Consider the following 16,163-nt stretch of genomic DNA (forward strand, 5'->3'; position numbering starts at 1 on the left):
GTTGTCACGTTCGCAAAGAAAGTGAGGGAACCTTAAATGAAGGATTCGGAGCTTCAGTTGATGGTGGAAAAAATCTCGATGGAGTACTTTGGGAAGCCATTCAAACATAAGGCATCCTTTAATTCTCGGCTCAGATCAACTGGCGGCAGATATCTTTTGGGGACACATAATATCGAAATTAATAAAAAGTATTTGGAGCAGCTTGGCGAACAAGAATTAATTGGGATCATCAAACACGAACTAGTTCACTATCATCTTCACCTTGAAGGCAAGGGATACAAGCATCGTGATTTAGATTTTAAAATACTCTTAAAAAAGGTGGGAGCACCAAGGTTTTGCAATCAGCTTCCGGATGTCCCGAAAAGAAAACGTAAAGCTAAAAAAATACTTTTATATAAATGCACAAAGTGCAGCCTTCCATATCAGCGCAGAAGAAGCATTGATACAAGTCGCTATGTTTGTGGAAATTGTAAAGGGAAATTAGAAAAGGTCAAAGAATATCTTTTGGAATGAAAGTTTGAAGAACCATTTATTTCTATGAAAATTCGTATTGACTTTAGATAAAGACGTCATTATAATTTAAAGAGTCGATAGGGCAACGCCTTATTGGACTAGCTTCATATTTGCTATTATTCCGCAGTAGCTCAGTGGTAGAGCTATCGGCTGTTAACCGATCGGTCGCAGGTTCGAGTCCTGCCTGCGGAGCCATATTGGGGAAGTACTCAAGTGGCTGAAGAGGCGCCCCTGCTAAGGGTGTAGGTCGCGTAAGCGGCGCGAGGGTTCAAATCCCTCCTTCTCCGCCAGGTTAAAATATCGGCCCCTTGGTCAAGCGGTTAAGACACCGCCCTTTCACGGCGGTAACACGGGTTCGAATCCCGTAGGGGTCATCAGGAATGGGGAATGAAACAAATTCATTTCCTGTTTCTTTCTCTCTTGAAAGATAAATATATTGGGCTATAGCCAAGCGGTAAGGCAACGGACTTTGACTCCGTCACTCGTAGGTTCGAATCCTGCTAGCCCAGCCATTTTTATGCGGGTGTGGCGGAATTGGCAGACGCACCAGACTTAGGATCTGGCGCCGCAAGGCGTGGGGGTTCGACTCCCTTCACCCGCACCAATAATTTCCTGTTGAAAAACCTCAGGAAACATGTTATGATTTTCTTTGTCACTAATTTAAAATGCGGTCGTGGCGGAATGGCAGACGCGCTAGGTTGAGGGCCTAGTGGTGGCAACACCGTGGAGGTTCAAGTCCTCTCGGCCGCACCAAAAAAATATATTGACATAATAAATCGAATGTGATAAGATATAAAAGTTGGTTTAAAAGAGCGCCCGTAGCTCAATTGGATAGAGCGTCTGACTACGGATCAGAAGGTTATGGGTTCGACTCCTGTCGGGCGCGTTCTAAAGTATAACTCCAATATCGGGAAATAGCTCAGCTTGGTAGAGCACTTGGTTTGGGACCAAGGGGTCGCAGGTTCGAATCCTGTTTTCCCGACCATCACAATTTTATATGCGGGTGTAGTTTAGTGGTAAAACCACAGCCTTCCAAGCTGTTGTTGTGGGTTCGATTCCCATCACCCGCTCCACTTTAGAAAAATAGTTCTTTGAAAACTAAACAAACAAAAACGTCAACAAACAATAATTATTCATTTCTTTTGAAATGAAGCCAACGTAACATTTTTGAGCTAATCAACTCAACTTTATTGGAGAGTTTGATCCTGGCTCAGGACGAACGCTGGCGGCGTGCCTAATACATGCAAGTCGAGCGAATCACTGGGAGCTTGCTCCCGGTGGTTAGCGGCGGACGGGTGAGTAACACGTGGGCAACCTGCCTGTAAGACTGGGATAACTTCGGGAAACCGGAGCTAATACCGGATAACTTCTTCCCTCGCATGAGGGAAGGTTGAAAGTCGGTTTCGGCTGACACTTACAGATGGGCCCGCGGCGCATTAGCTAGTTGGTGAGGTAACGGCTCACCAAGGCGACGATGCGTAGCCGACCTGAGAGGGTGATCGGCCACACTGGGACTGAGACACGGCCCAGACTCCTACGGGAGGCAGCAGTAGGGAATCTTCCACAATGGACGAAAGTCTGATGGAGCAACGCCGCGTGAGCGATGAAGGCCTTCGGGTCGTAAAGCTCTGTTGTCAGGGAAGAACAAGTATCGGAGTAACTGCCGATACCTTGACGGTACCTGACCAGAAAGCCACGGCTAACTACGTGCCAGCAGCCGCGGTAATACGTAGGTGGCAAGCGTTGTCCGGAATTATTGGGCGTAAAGCGCGCGCAGGCGGTCCTTTAAGTCTGATGTGAAAGCCCACGGCTCAACCGTGGAGGGTCATTGGAAACTGGGGGACTTGAGTGCAGAAGAGGAAAGCGGAATTCCACGTGTAGCGGTGAAATGCGTAGAGATGTGGAGGAACACCAGTGGCGAAGGCGGCTTTCTGGTCTGTAACTGACGCTGAGGCGCGAAAGCGTGGGGAGCAAACAGGATTAGATACCCTGGTAGTCCACGCCGTAAACGATGAGTGCTAAGTGTTAGAGGGTTTCCGCCCTTTAGTGCTGCAGCTAACGCATTAAGCACTCCGCCTGGGGAGTACGGCCGCAAGGCTGAAACTCAAAGGAATTGACGGGGGCCCGCACAAGCGGTGGAGCATGTGGTTTAATTCGAAGCAACGCGAAGAACCTTACCAGGTCTTGACATCCTCTGACACTCCTAGAGATAGGAATTTCCCCTTCGGGGGACAGAGTGACAGGTGGTGCATGGTTGTCGTCAGCTCGTGTCGTGAGATGTTGGGTTAAGTCCCGCAACGAGCGCAACCCTTGATCTTAGTTGCCAGCATTCAGTTGGGCACTCTAAGGTGACTGCCGGTGACAAACCGGAGGAAGGTGGGGATGACGTCAAATCATCATGCCCCTTATGACCTGGGCTACACACGTGCTACAATGGATGGTACAAAGGGCAGCGAAGCCGCGAGGTGGAGCCAATCCCATAAAACCATTCTCAGTTCGGATTGCAGGCTGCAACTCGCCTGCATGAAGCCGGAATCGCTAGTAATCGCGGATCAGCATGCCGCGGTGAATACGTTCCCGGGCCTTGTACACACCGCCCGTCACACCACGAGAGTTTGTAACACCCGAAGTCGGTGGGGTAACCGCAAGGAGCCAGCCGCCTAAGGTGGGACAGATGATTGGGGTGAAGTCGTAACAAGGTAGCCGTATCGGAAGGTGCGGCTGGATCACCTCCTTTCTAAGGATATAAGCTGGACATATGAGCCAGACAATACATGTTTGTTTGATTGTTTCTTGTTTGTTTAGTTTTGAGGGAATTATCTCTCAAAACTTAATTTTTTGCTCCTGCGCCACAGTAGTTCGAAGAAGTAATCTTCAGCTCGTCGCAAGGCTGCAAGAAGTAACGCTCTGATGTTTAATCATGATGTGATTGAAGTCAGTAGCCTTGTTCCTTGAAAACTAGATAATCGTAAAAGAAGAAGTAACCAAGTAAGAACCGAGTAATCGCCATTTTAGTTTTTCTCTCTTATTTTTAAGAGTAAGTAAAACCTTTTAGGTTAAGTTAGAAAGGGCGCACGGTGAATGCCTTGGCACTAGGAGCCGATGAAGGACGGGACTAACACCGATATGCTTCGGGGAGCTGTAAGTAAGCGCCGATCCGGAGATTTCCGAATGGGGAAACCCACTGTTCGTAATGGAGCAGTATCTTTACCTGAATACATAGGGTATTGAAGGCAGACCCGGGGAACTGAAACATCTAAGTACCCGGAGGAAGAGAAAGCAAACGCGATTCCCTGAGTAGCGGCGAGCGAAACGGGAACAGCCCAAACCGAAAGGCTTGCCTTTCGGGGTTGTAGGACACTCAACATGGAGTTACAAAGGAACGGGGTAGATGAAGCGGTCTGGAAAGGCCGGCCATAGAAGGTAAAAGCCCTGTAGTCGAAACTTCGTTCCCTCCTGAGTGGATCCTGAGTACGGCCGGACACGTGAAATCCGGTCGGAAGCAGGGAGGACCATCTCCCAAGGCTAAATACTCCCTAGTGACCGATAGTGAACCAGTACCGTGAGGGAAAGGTGAAAAGCACCCCGGAAGGGGAGTGAAAGAGATCCTGAAACCGTGTGCCTACAAGTAGTCAGAGCCCGTTCATGGGTGATGGCGTGCCTTTTGTAGAATGAACCGGCGAGTTACGATTGCATGCGAGGTTAAGTTGAAGAGACGGAGCCGCAGCGAAAGCGAGTCTGAATAGGGCGAATTAGTATGTAGTCGTAGACCCGAAACCAGGTGATCTACCCATGTCCAGGGTGAAGTCCAGGTAACACTGGATGGAGGCCCGAACCCACGCACGTTGAAAAGTGCGGGGATGAGGTGTGGGTAGCGGAGAAATTCCAATCGAACTTGGAGATAGCTGGTTCTCTCCGAAATAGCTTTAGGGCTAGCCTCACGTAGTTAGAGTCTTGGAGGTAGAGCACTGTTTGGACTAGGGGCCCTCATCGGGTTACCGAATTCAGACAAACTCCGAATGCCAATGACTTATCCGTGGGAGTCAGACTGCGAGTGATAAGATCCGTAGTCAAAAGGGAAACAGCCCAGACCACCAGCTAAGGTCCCAAAGTATACGTTAAGTGGAAAAGGATGTGGAGTTGCTTAGACAACCAGGATGTTGGCTTAGAAGCAGCCACCATTTAAAGAGTGCGTAATAGCTCACTGGTCGAGTGACTCTGCGCCGAAAATGTACCGGGGCTAAACGTATCACCGAAGCTGTGGGTGGACACCTTGTGGTGTCCGCGGTAGGAGAGCGTTCTAAGGGCGTTGAAGCTAGACCGTAAGGACTGGTGGAGCGCTTAGAAGTGAGAATGCCGGTATGAGTAGCGAAAGATGAGTGAGAATCTCATCCACCGTATGCCTAAGGTTTCCTGAGGAAGGCTCGTCCGCTCAGGGTTAGTCGGGACCTAAGCCGAGGCCGAAAGGCGTAGGCGATGGACAACAGGTTGATATTCCTGTACCACCTCTTTATCGTTTGAGTGATGGGGGGACGCAGGAGGATAGGGTAAGCGCACTGCTGGATATGTGCGTGCAAGCAGTTAGGCTGGTGAATAGGAAAATCCGTTCACCGTAAGGCTGAGCTGTGATGCCGAGGGAATTATAGTACCGAAGTTCCTGATTCCACACTGCCAAGAAAAGCCTCTAGCGAGATAAAAGGTGCCCGTACCGCAAACCGACACAGGTAGGCGAGGAGAGAATCCTAAGGTGAGCGAGAGAACTCTCGTTAAGGAACTCGGCAAAATGACCCCGTAACTTCGGGAGAAGGGGTGCTTTTTGGGGTTAATAGCCCCGAAGAGCCGCAGTGAATAGGCCCAGGCGACTGTTTAGCAAAAACACAGGTCTCTGCAAAGCCGCAAGGCGAAGTATAGGGGCTGACGCCTGCCCGGTGCTGGAAGGTTAAGAGGAGGGGTTAGCGCAAGCGAAGCTCTGAATCGAAGCCCCAGTAAACGGCGGCCGTAACTATAACGGTCCTAAGGTAGCGAAATTCCTTGTCGGGTAAGTTCCGACCCGCACGAAAGGCGTAACGATCTGGGCACTGTCTCAACGAGAGACTCGGTGAAATTATAGTACCTGTGAAGATGCAGGTTACCCGCGACAGGACGGAAAGACCCCATGGAGCTTTACTGTAGCCTGATATTGAATTTTGGTACAGCTTGTACAGGATAGGTAGGAGCCTGAGAAACCGGAGCGCCAGCTTCGGTGGAGGCGTCGGTGGGATACTACCCTGGCTGTATTGAAATTCTAACCCGCACCCCTGATCGGGGTGGGAGACAGTGTCAGGTGGGCAGTTTGACTGGGGCGGTCGCCTCCTAAAGTGTAACGGAGGCGCCCAAAGGTTCCCTCAGAATGGTTGGAAATCATTCGCAGAGTGTAAAGGCACAAGGGAGCTTGACTGCGAGACCTACAAGTCGAGCAGGGACGAAAGTCGGGCTTAGTGATCCGGTGGTTCCGCATGGAAGGGCCATCGCTCAACGGATAAAAGCTACCCTGGGGATAACAGGCTTATCTCCCCCAAGAGTCCACATCGACGGGGAGGTTTGGCACCTCGATGTCGGCTCATCGCATCCTGGGGCTGTAGTCGGTCCCAAGGGTTGGGCTGTTCGCCCATTAAAGCGGTACGCGAGCTGGGTTCAGAACGTCGTGAGACAGTTCGGTCCCTATCCGTCGTGGGCGCAGGAAATTTGAGAGGAGCTGTCCTTAGTACGAGAGGACCGGGATGGACGCACCGCTGGTGTACCAGTTGTCTTGCCAAAGGCATCGCTGGGTAGCTATGTGCGGACGGGATAAGTGCTGAAAGCATCTAAGCATGAAGCCCCCCTCGAGATGAGATTTCCCATAGCGTCAAGCTAGTAAGATCCCTGAAAGATGATCAGGTTGATAGGTCAGAGGTGGAAGCGCGGTGACGTGTGGAGCTGACTGATACTAATCGATCGAGGACTTAACCAAGTCATAATTAAGTAAGGTGAACTCGTTTTTACTAAACTTCTTCTGCATTATCTAGTTTTGAGGGAATCAAACCTCCAAATAAATAGGTCTGGTAGTAATGGCGAGAAGGTCACACCCGTTCCCATCCCGAACACGGAAGTTAAGCTTCTCAGCGCCGATGGTAGTTGGGACGCAAGTCCCTGTGAGAGTAGGACGCTGCCAGGCTGTTTATTAAATTAAACACTTTTTATTATCGCGGGGTGGAGCAGTCCGGTAGCTCGTCGGGCTCATAACCCGAAGGTCGCAGGTTCAAATCCTGCCCCCGCAATTCGGTCTGGTAGTTCAGTTGGTTAGAATGCCTGCCTGTCACGCAGGAGGTCGCGGGTTCGAGTCCCGTCCAGACCGCCATTTATACGTAAAAACAAGCACGAAACAATGTTTCGGCTTTTTTTATGCCTATTTTTGTTCATACATATATAATTATACCCTTAGGAGGCTTCCTAAGGTTTTTTTTGCACGTAATTAAGGTAAAATGAAGATATAGATATGGTAAGGTTAAAAGGTGATGCTATGAACCAATTTGAATGGAACACAGCTAATGCGGAGGAAACTGGACATTTTGCCGCAAGATTGGCTGAGCTTTTGCAGCCGGGTGATGTGATTGCACTTGAGGGTGATTTGGGTGCAGGAAAAACCACCTTTACCCAGGGCTTGGCAAAAGGTTTAGATGTACAAAAAACTGTTAACAGTCCAACTTTTACGATTATTAAAGAATATAAAGGCAAGCTGCCATTATATCATATGGATGTCTATCGGGTAGCAGATTCCATGGAAGACCTGGGCTTTGATGAATATTTTGAAGGCGATGGGGTTTCAGTGGTTGAGTGGGCTCATTTAATTGAAGACCAGCTGCCAGGGGAACTGCTGACTATTTATTTATATCGCGAGCGGGAAGACCATAGAAGATTGGTATTGGTACCAAAAGGTGAGCGGTATGAGCAATTATGTAAGGAGATTTTGGCATGACCATTTTAGCAATTGATACGTCTAATTATGCCTTAGGAGTAGCACTTTTAGAAGAGAAAGAAGTACTTGGCGAGTACATAACAAATTTGAAAAAGAACCATTCTGTCCGGATCATGCCTGCCATTCAGACGTTAATGAAGGATTGTGAAAGGGTGCCGTCCGACTTAACAAAAATCGTCGTCGCCAAAGGCCCAGGATCTTATACAGGCGTTAGAATCGGCGTTACGATAGCAAAAACGCTAGCATGGACTTTAAACATTCCACTTGTTGGAATATCAAGCCTTGAAATTCTGGCAGCAGGGCCCGGGCGATATTTTGACGGGCTTATTTCCCCGATATTCGATGCGAGACGGGGACAGGTTTATACAGGTCTGTATCAAGTCGAGAATGGAGAGCTAAAAGTAATTGAGCCTGATCAATTAACAATGGCGGTTGACTGGGCAGGAAAGTTATCCGAATTGGACAAACCGGTTCTATTTGTCGGCAATGATCTGTCAATTCACCGTGAAAGAATAACAGAGAGACTTGGTACTCAGGCCGTTTTTTCAAGCATAACAGAAAACAATCCCCGTCCGTCCGAGCTGGCCATGCTGGGAAAAGACAAACAAGGGGAAGATGTACACACCTTTGTCCCTAATTACATTCGGTTAGCAGAAGCGGAAGCAAAGTGGTTAGAGGCGCAAGGGAAAACTTTATAAAGATAAGGATAGAGAAAGATGGAAGATTCTTATGTTTTTCGCTATATGAGGGAAGAGGATATCGATCAAGTATTAGAGGTTGAGCATGCATCATTTACAACCCCTTGGAGCAGGGAAGCATTTTATAATGAGATGCACAATAATAACTTTGCTGTTTATATCGTCCTCGAACATGAAAATAAAATTATTGGCTATTGTGGAGTTTGGGTTGTTATTGATGAAGGTCATGTGACGAATGTCGCGATTCTTCCTGAATACCGCGGCAAAAAGCTTGGGGAGATGATGATGCGAAAGCTGATATCCGTCTGCCGTGAGAGGGGTGCAAGAAGCATGACCTTAGAGGTAAGGGTAACGAATCATGTCGCTCAGTCTCTTTATCGCAAACTAGGGTTTCAAAATGGCGGAATCCGGAAAAATTATTACTCAGATAATTTGGAGGATGCGCTGGTAATGTGGGTGAATTTATGAAAAAAGATCAGTTGATATTAGGTATTGAAACAAGCTGTGATGAAACGGCGGTGGCGATTATCAAAAATGGCCGAGAGATAACGGCCAATGTGGTTGCCTCGCAGATCGAAAGTCATAAACGGTTTGGCGGGGTCGTTCCGGAAATTGCCTCACGCCATCATGTTGAACAGATCACGATCGTGATAGAAGAGGCATTAAAGCAGGCGAATCTATCATTTGCTGAAATTGATGCCGTTGCGGTAACGGAAGGGCCAGGTCTGGTGGGTGCCCTATTAATTGGCGTCAATGCCGCCAAAGCACTCGCGTTTGCTCATAATAAACCGCTTGTGCCCGTCCATCATATTGCCGGTCATATTTATGCAAACAGGCTGGTGACAGAGCTGAAATTCCCTTTGTTGGCTTTAGTGGTCTCAGGGGGCCATACGGAGCTTGTCTACATGAAAGAGCATGGACAATTTGAGGTAATTGGCGAAACAAGGGATGACGCAGCGGGTGAAGCCTATGATAAGGTTGCGAGAACGTTGAATCTGCCATATCCAGGCGGTCCGCATATTGACCGTTTGGCCCATGAAGGCAGTCCGACTATTGATTTGCCCCGTGCCTGGCTGGAGGAAGGCTCCTATGATTTTAGCTTTAGCGGCTTAAAATCAGCGGTCATTAATACGGTTCATAATGCCGAGCAGCGCGGTGAGACGATTGCTTCAGAGAATCTGGCCGCGAGCTTTCAGGAAAGTGTCATTGACGTATTGGTGACGAAGACCGTAAGGGCCGTTGCAGAATATGGTGTCAACCAAATATTATTGGCCGGAGGAGTAGCGGCCAATAAGGGGCTTCGAGCAGCCCTGGAAAAGGCATTTTCAGATAAGGCGGATGTTGAATTAGTCATTCCTCCATTATCCTTATGCACAGACAACGCAGCCATGATAGCTGCCGCTGGAAGTGTCATGTTTGAAAAAGGTATTAGAGGAGACTTATCATTAAACGCAATACCTGGATTGGATATTGAAACATATAACACCTGACCTTTCCTAACAAGGAAGGGTTTTTTTAATAAAAAAATCTAATTAAACGTTTGATTGATTTGGTTGATAAACTAATCAAACGTTTAATTGATATGGGCAATAAACTAATCAAACGATTGATTGAAAACGGCAAATGCTTAAAATATAGGCATTTTAAGAGTTAAACAAACATTTGATTAAACTTGGCTAATATAAAAATAGCAATTTTGTGGATAAGATTTTTTTGAAAAAGTGGAAAATTCAAATGACTTGTGGATAATTCAGTGGGTAATGTTGATAATGTGGATAAATCGACATTTTTTTGTGGATAATGTGGAAAAGTTAATTGGATAACTGAAATAATGGCATTTACAATGTGAATAATTCTGTGGAAAATTAGGCCTTTTGGATTACAAGCACAACAAAAAACCGGACTCCAACAGTCCGGTTATCCACATTATTCTGCCAGCTCGGCCCATTCTTCCATTAATTCGTCAAGCTCGGTCTTAGCCTTTTCATTTTTTAAATTAATCTCTAAAACCTTTTCATGGTCCTGAAAAACTTCTGGCTCGCATAATTGCTGTTCATAATTCTGAATCTCTTCTTCAAGCTCCGAAATGCGTTCCTCGATTTCTTCCAATTTGCGTTTTCGCTGGCGTTCCAGTTTTTTCGTTTCTTTATCCTGTTGATAACTGTTTTTTTCAGCAGGCTCTAAAGCAGAAACCTTCTTCTGGGAGGCAGCCAATGCGAGTGCCGTAAGTTCCTCCTGCTCCAGCTTTTTATCCACATAATAATCGTAGTCGCCGAGGTATTCAGTGCTGCCCGTGGGGCTCAATTCTAGTACCTTGGTTGCGATTCTGTTAATAAAATAACGGTCGTGTGAGACAAACAAAATAGTACCTGGATAATCAATTAAGGCATTCTCAAGTACTTCCTTGCTGTCCAAATCCAAATGGTTGGTAGGTTCGTCCAATATTAATAAATTTGCTTTCTCGAGCATTAGCTTGGCAAGGGCTAAGCGGGCTTTTTCGCCGCCGCTTAATGACAAAACGTTTTTAAGCACATCGTCACCGGAAAATAAGAAATTCCCAAGCACCGTACGGATTTCCTTTTCCGGTTTCAGTGGATATTCATCCCATAGTTCGTTTAAGACCCGTTTATTGGAGGTTAGGTTGGCTTGTTCTTGATCGTAATACCCGATGGACAAATTGGTTCCGTATTGAATAGTTCCAGCCAAAGCGGGAAGCTTTTTAATAATTGTTTTTAAAAGGGTCGACTTCCCGATTCCGTTAGGGCCGACAAGGGCAATGCTGTCGCCTTTATACACACGAAAGGAAATATCCTCGGAAACCTTCTCTCCATCATAGCCGACAGCAAGAGAATCAACAGTCAGTACATCATTGCCGCTTTGCCGCTCAATTTCAAATGAGAAAGAAGCGGATTTTTCATCCCCTGATGGGCGGTCCATGACTTCCATCTTTTCAAGCTTCTTCCGACGGCTTTGCGCTCTCTTAGTAGTAGTGGCCCGTGCGATGTTGCGCTGGATGAAATCCTTTAACGCGGCAATTTCCTCCTGCTGCTTTTCATAAAGCTTCATGTCGCGTTCATAATTGGCAGCTTTCTGCTCAAGATAAGTGCTATAATTACCGGTAAATCGCTGAATCAGGCGGCGTGATAGTTCATACACCTCTGTAACCACTTTATCCAAAAAATAGCGGTCATGCGAAACAATTAAAATCGCGCCATCATAGCCCTGCAGATATTGCTCCAGCCAGGAAAGGGTTTCGATATCCAGGTGGTTGGTTGGCTCGTCCAAAATTAAAATATCAGGTCTTGTCAGCAATAGCTTGCCTAGCGCAAGACGCGTTTTTTGTCCGCCGCTTAGACTTGAAATCATTAACGTAGTATCGGAAAAATTTAACCCATGCAATACAGAGCGGATATCGGCTTCATACTGATAGCCGCCTTGCTCTTTAAACTTTATTTGCAATTCATCATATTCCTTTAATACCCGTTCGTATTTTCCTGGGTCTCCGAAAACAGCAGGATCGGCCATTTGCTTCTCCAGCTTCCGGAGCGATTTTTCCATCGCCTGCAGGTTCTCAAAAACCGTCAGCATTTCCTCCCAAATGGACAGATTGGACTCCAAACCCGTATTTTGCGCCAAATAACCAACGGTAACATCCTTTGGTTTGATGATTTCGCCGCCGTCATAGCCCATTTCGCCGGCGATGATTTTCAATAACGTTGATTTCCCCGCTCCATTGCGTCCGACAAGGGCAACACGGTCACGGGTTTGTAATTCCAGTTTTATATTCGATAAAATAAGTTCAGCACCATAATATTTTTGTAATTGGTTAACCTGTAATAAAATCATTTTTTTCACCTCTATTACCTTACGACTAGTTTACCGTATTACCCGAATGTCGGCAATGAAGTGAAATTTTTAATGGAATTATAAAAAAATATACTGATAGTTCAAAGTTTCACACACATGGACATAAAAATATTGTATTATTTTTTGTAGGAGGATTTTTTTATGGCTGAATTTACTCATTTTAATGAAGAAGGCCGGGCCAAGATGGTCGATGTCAGCGATAAGCCGGAAACGGCACGCACGGCAATTGCCCAGTCTAGCATAACAGTAAGCACTGAAATTTATGAAAAAATCACAAACCACGAAATGAAAAAGGGCGATGTCTTAGCAGTTGCCCAGGTTGCTGCAGTGATGGCAGCGAAAAAGACATGGGATATCATTCCAATGTGCCACCCGATTCCATTAACAGGTATCAATATTAGTTTTTCGTGGGAGCAGGCCGGGCAGGAACAATATACACTGCATATTGCTGCATCAGTGAAAACCAAAGGCAGTACGGGGGTTGAGATGGAAGCGCTAACAGCCGCCTCTGTTTGTGCCCTGACCGTCTATGATATGTGTAAGGCAGTTGATAAAGGGATGGTGATTGGACCAACCTTTCTGGTGGAAAAAACCGGCGGCAAAAACGGTGATTTTAGAAGAGAAATCTAATATATCCATTAAAATTGAAGGGTGGGAGAAATATGTCCAATGAAACGATGAAAATACCACAGGCAACAGCAAAGCGTCTGCCCTTATATTATCGATTTTTACAAAACCTTCATTCTTCTGGCAAGCAGAGGGTGTCATCTGCAGAATTGAGTGAAGCAGTAAAGGTGGACTCGGCCACTATTCGCAGGGATTTCTCTTATTTCGGGGCCCTTGGGAAAAAGGGGTACGGCTATAACGTAAACTATTTGTTATCGTTTTTCCGGAAAACACTTGATCAAGATGAATTAACAAAGGTAGCGTTAATCGGGGTGGGTAATCTCGGCACAGCCTTTTTACACTACAATTTTTTAAAAAATAATAATACAAAAATCGCTTGCGCCTTCGATGTGGACCCCGGAAAAATTGGCGGTTCGATAGGCGATGTTCCCGTTTATTCGATGGACGATATAGAACAGTATTTGATCGATGAAAATATTTCGGTGGCGATTTTGACGGTGCCGGCCCCGGTTGCACAGCAGATTACAGATAAGCTTGTGAAAACGAATGTAAAAGGGATTTTAAACTTTACACCAGCGAGACTGAATGTACCTTCATCGATCCGCGTGCATCATATTGACCTGGCGGTGGAGCTGCAATCACTTGTTTACTTTTTAAAGCATTATCCAAACGACGAAGTAGAAGAATAAATAATCAATGGGCTTCTCGCCAAAATGGTGAGAGGCCCATTTTTCGTTTTGAAACATTTTTCCTAAACAGATCACTATACAAAAGGAGTTGAAGCGGGTAAAATGATTACACAAGTAATTATTGTAATCCAATAGGAAAGGTTGGGATTAAAATGACAGAAACAGTTCGTTCAATCCCACGTCCGCTCGTGAAAACAAACCAGTGGACAATTGTTTTAAGTGTTGTGTTAACATGGTTATCCGGACAGGAATGGTTTTTGTTAGTACCATTTGTTGCCGGTATGTCTGGTCTTTTATTCGAATTTAATCCGATTATGCAAATAGCAAAACTATTTTTAAGAAAGGACCCAAAGGCTTATATCCCTGAGGATTGGGAGCAGCAGCAATTTAATCAAAAAATTGCCGTATCGTGTTTGGGAATTGGATTTGTAGGATTCCTGCTGGGATGGAATGGTGTTGGCTATGTGTTCACGATTCTTGTCGCGGTGGCTGCCTTTGTGGCAATTCTAGGTTTTTGCATCGGATGCTTTATTCATTTTCAGTGGAACCAATACCGTTATAGAAGGGCGCACCAATAAAGGAGAGGTCTGAATTATTCAGCCTCTTTTTTTGTTTTTCTGCTTATATTTGACGCTTCCATATCCTTACATTTAAAATTAAATTGAAAATTATGAATTATCATTCATGAGGAGAGTGGCGTTTTTATGAAGCTTGTTTCCCAAGAGACAGAAGCAAGAGGAAAAAATTCTTACAGCTTTGATGAATTTCTCGAAAAACGTGACAACCTTGATTGGTACCGTGATGAACCGTTTTTACAAAAAGTGGTCAAGAAATTTACGGGTTCTCAGCACAGCCAAATCCACGAAAAACTATTATCCTTTTCACCAATAGTATCTGCAAAATGGAACCGGTTAGCCGAAAGAATTGCCAGACCGGAAGTCCGCCCCTATATGCTTCACTTTGATGCTTTTAATCATCGGATTGACCGGATTGTTCGTCCTCAAGAAGTTCATCAATTAGAGAATGAAATTTTCGGAGAAGGTCTTTTTTCCAGTAACATGACACCTTGGGAAAGCTTTGTGAAAAGAATGCTGATCCATCAGCTGGGTGAGGCAGGAGTGACCTGTCCGCTGACATGTACACATGGTTTAGTGGCTTTGCTTGACCAATTTCCGGATGAAGAATATCCAGAACTTCAAGATATATTACATCATACAAAAGAAGGGCTAAACGGCGAATTTGCCATTGGCGCTCAATTTATGACAGAAATCCAGGGTGGTTCTGATTTGCCGGCTAATGTTTTGGAGGCGGTTCCGGAAGGCAAGTGTTATCGTTTGTATGGGAATAAGTTTTTCTGTTCTGCGGCTCATGCCGATTATTCTGTGGTGACGGCAAAAATATCGGGAACTGACAAAGTTTCGACATTTATCGTACCATCCTGGCTTCCGGGGGATAAGGAGAAGGAGAAACGCAACGGGTACGAGATTAATCGGATCAAATGGAAGCTGGGAACAGCCGAGCTGCCAACTGGGGAGATTCAATATAAGGGGGCGCGTGCCTATCCAATCGGTCCAAAGGATAAGGGGATTGCAGTTGCAGTCGGAATTGTATTGACCTTGTCGCGGTTGGAAATTGGGATTGCCTGTGCTGGGTTTATGCTGAGGGCCTCTCGGGAGGCAAATTTGTACAGTGATTTCCGAAGTGTTTTTGGGAAGAAGGTAAAAGACTATCCACTCGCAGCAAGCAAGTTGAAACGAATCCAGCATGCCGCTGAGCGAACGACGGCGGGGGCATTCAAAATCTATAATCTTTTCTTGCAGTTGGATAAGCCGCTTAATCCAGGAATTAAATCGGACCATCCAATTGAAGTTAGGAAAAAGTTATTTAATCTGCGTGAACTTGTCTTGCTGCAGAAAATCTGTGCAACGAATGAGGGAGCGGAAATTTTACGGGAGGCTATCTCCGTGTTTGCCGGCCATGGAGTAATGGAGGAATTTTCGTCGCTGCCGCGTATCTTCCGCGATGTGGTCGTAAACGAACAGTGGGAGGGACCGCGTAATCTGCTGTTAACGCAAATTTACCGCGATTTGGGCAGGGTTTCTGATTGGTATTCACCTGCCGAGTTTGTGGCAAGCGTTCTTGAGGGAGCCGATTCAGAGACGATTAAAAAGTTTACGGACCAACTAGAGGACTTGCTGCAAAGACCTGTTTTAGGAGAAGTAAGTGAAGCATCGATGGAAGCCGCGGAAGAATGGGATGCGTTCTGTGACTCCTTCTTTAAGGCTTACCAGCTGATAGCTCTAAAAGAGGTCAATTAATGGAGCGGGGCGTAACATTATAGACGGTATCAAGGACAATTTGAGTGAAATTGGGGGTGGAAATGTCCTTGATAGGAGGTATCATGAGGTTAGTCTAAAAAGTGGACACGTAAAAATGAGATTTAGATTATAATACAATCATCATTTAAAAGGACGTGTTCACATGGGTAAACATCATTCTCAAGAGTATAAAGAATATGTTGCAAAGTTAATCGTTGAGGAGGGGAAAAAAGCCTCCCAGGTAGCTTTTGAACTCGAGATCTCCCCTAAAACTGTTAGTCGATGGGTGGCAGCTTACAGGACTAAAACAAGTGCTGGGAAAGCTGGAGAAAACTATCTTACACCCACAGAACTTGAAAAACTGAAAAAGCAACACGAGAAAGAGATACAAAAATTGAAAGAGGAAAACGAAATTCTAAAAAAGGCCATGCACATCTTCACGAAAAACCAAGCGTAA

Annotated in this window: 11 protein-coding genes, 11 tRNA genes and 3 rRNA genes; 24 read left to right on the forward strand and 1 reads right to left on the reverse strand. The window is 45.8% G+C overall.

Features of this window, described 5'->3' with window-relative positions:
- The first annotated feature begins 36 nt into the window (after positions 1-36).
- The 19 genes from ACZ5B7_RS01300 to tsaD all read left to right on the forward strand — a co-directional run bounded on the left by ACZ5B7_RS01300 (position 37) and on the right by tsaD (position 9,695).
- Positions 37-513 (forward strand): SprT family protein, encoded by a 477-nt coding sequence (locus tag ACZ5B7_RS01300; RefSeq protein ID WP_464492327.1) that lies wholly within the window; start codon positions 37-39, stop codon positions 511-513.
- 120 nt (positions 514-633) lie between these two features.
- Positions 634-708 (forward strand) — tRNA-Asn (locus ACZ5B7_RS01305).
- A 4-nt stretch (positions 709-712) separates the two neighbouring features.
- Positions 713-803: transfer RNA gene (locus ACZ5B7_RS01310), tRNA-Ser, on the forward strand.
- A 12-nt stretch (positions 804-815) separates the two neighbouring features.
- Positions 816-887: transfer RNA gene (locus ACZ5B7_RS01315), tRNA-Glu, on the forward strand.
- 63 nt (positions 888-950) lie between these two features.
- A tRNA-Gln gene (locus ACZ5B7_RS01320) sits at positions 951-1,025 on the forward strand.
- A gap of 7 nt (positions 1,026-1,032) precedes the next feature.
- Positions 1,033-1,117: transfer RNA gene (locus ACZ5B7_RS01325), tRNA-Leu, on the forward strand.
- A gap of 63 nt (positions 1,118-1,180) precedes the next feature.
- Positions 1,181-1,266, forward strand: a tRNA-Leu gene (locus ACZ5B7_RS01330).
- A 59-nt stretch (positions 1,267-1,325) separates the two neighbouring features.
- Positions 1,326-1,399, forward strand: a tRNA-Arg gene (locus ACZ5B7_RS01335).
- 22 nt (positions 1,400-1,421) lie between these two features.
- Positions 1,422-1,498, forward strand: a tRNA-Pro gene (locus tag ACZ5B7_RS01340).
- 14 nt (positions 1,499-1,512) lie between these two features.
- Positions 1,513-1,586, forward strand: a tRNA-Gly gene (locus ACZ5B7_RS01345).
- Positions 1,587-1,700: 114 nt separating this feature from the next.
- Positions 1,701-3,250, forward strand: a 16S ribosomal RNA gene (locus tag ACZ5B7_RS01350).
- 317 nt (positions 3,251-3,567) lie between these two features.
- Positions 3,568-6,502, forward strand: a 23S ribosomal RNA gene (locus tag ACZ5B7_RS01355).
- 87 nt (positions 6,503-6,589) lie between these two features.
- Positions 6,590-6,706, forward strand: a 5S ribosomal RNA gene (rrf, locus tag ACZ5B7_RS01360).
- Together the 16S, 23S and 5S rRNA genes with 11 tRNA genes alongside form the textbook arrangement of a ribosomal RNA operon.
- 29 nt (positions 6,707-6,735) lie before the next feature.
- A tRNA-Met gene (locus ACZ5B7_RS01365) sits at positions 6,736-6,809 on the forward strand.
- Between the two features lie 3 nt (positions 6,810-6,812).
- Positions 6,813-6,889: transfer RNA gene (locus tag ACZ5B7_RS01370), tRNA-Asp, on the forward strand.
- A 162-nt stretch (positions 6,890-7,051) separates the two neighbouring features.
- Positions 7,052-7,507, forward strand: coding sequence for a tRNA (adenosine(37)-N6)-threonylcarbamoyltransferase complex ATPase subunit type 1 TsaE (tsaE, locus tag ACZ5B7_RS01375; protein ID WP_464494411.1), 456 nt, complete (start codon positions 7,052-7,054; stop codon positions 7,505-7,507).
- On the forward strand, positions 7,504-8,205 hold the full coding sequence (gene tsaB, locus ACZ5B7_RS01380; protein WP_464492328.1) for a tRNA (adenosine(37)-N6)-threonylcarbamoyltransferase complex dimerization subunit type 1 TsaB: 702 nt from the start codon (positions 7,504-7,506) through the stop codon (positions 8,203-8,205). Before tsaE ends, tsaB begins: the two co-directional genes overlap by 4 nt.
- An 18-nt stretch (positions 8,206-8,223) precedes the next feature.
- Complete coding sequence (gene rimI, locus ACZ5B7_RS01385; protein WP_213148376.1) at positions 8,224-8,673, forward strand: ribosomal protein S18-alanine N-acetyltransferase; 450 nt, start codon at positions 8,224-8,226, stop codon at positions 8,671-8,673.
- Positions 8,670-9,695: a tRNA (adenosine(37)-N6)-threonylcarbamoyltransferase complex transferase subunit TsaD gene (gene tsaD / locus ACZ5B7_RS01390; RefSeq protein WP_464492329.1), complete on the forward strand. Its 1,026-nt coding sequence runs from the start codon at positions 8,670-8,672 to the stop codon at positions 9,693-9,695. The genes rimI and tsaD overlap by 4 nt, the downstream gene beginning before the upstream one ends.
- 436 nt (positions 9,696-10,131) lie before the next feature.
- On the opposite strand, the gene ACZ5B7_RS01395 is transcribed toward tsaD, so the two are convergent.
- The gene (locus ACZ5B7_RS01395) at positions 10,132-12,051 is read right to left on the reverse strand and encodes an ABC-F family ATP-binding cassette domain-containing protein (protein ID WP_464492330.1); all 1,920 of its coding nucleotides are present in this window, start codon (positions 12,049-12,051) and stop codon (positions 10,132-10,134) included.
- A 162-nt stretch (positions 12,052-12,213) separates the two neighbouring features.
- Here ACZ5B7_RS01395 and moaC point away from each other — a divergent pair, with 162 nt between their 5' ends.
- The 5 genes from moaC (at position 12,214) to ACZ5B7_RS01420 (ending at position 16,163) form a co-directional block, all read left to right on the forward strand.
- Positions 12,214-12,702 (forward strand): cyclic pyranopterin monophosphate synthase MoaC, encoded by a 489-nt coding sequence (moaC, locus tag ACZ5B7_RS01400; protein ID WP_464492331.1) that lies wholly within the window; start codon positions 12,214-12,216, stop codon positions 12,700-12,702.
- Positions 12,703-12,734: 32 nt separating this feature from the next.
- On the forward strand, positions 12,735-13,388 hold the full coding sequence (locus ACZ5B7_RS01405; protein ID WP_464492332.1) for a redox-sensing transcriptional repressor Rex: 654 nt from the start codon (positions 12,735-12,737) through the stop codon (positions 13,386-13,388).
- A gap of 152 nt (positions 13,389-13,540) precedes the next feature.
- Positions 13,541-13,966 carry a DUF4395 domain-containing protein gene (locus ACZ5B7_RS01410; protein WP_464492333.1) on the forward strand — a complete coding sequence of 142 codons (426 nt, stop codon included), beginning with the start codon at positions 13,541-13,543 and terminating at the stop codon, positions 13,964-13,966.
- 126 nt (positions 13,967-14,092) lie between these two features.
- Positions 14,093-15,706, forward strand: a complete 1,614-nt coding sequence (locus ACZ5B7_RS01415; protein ID WP_464492334.1) for an acyl-CoA dehydrogenase family protein — start codon at positions 14,093-14,095, stop codon at positions 15,704-15,706.
- Between the two features lie 163 nt (positions 15,707-15,869).
- Positions 15,870-16,163 (forward strand): transposase, encoded by a 294-nt coding sequence (locus ACZ5B7_RS01420; RefSeq protein ID WP_213140605.1) that lies wholly within the window; start codon positions 15,870-15,872, stop codon positions 16,161-16,163.

Source organism: Neobacillus sp. S1115, assembly GCF_055385565.1.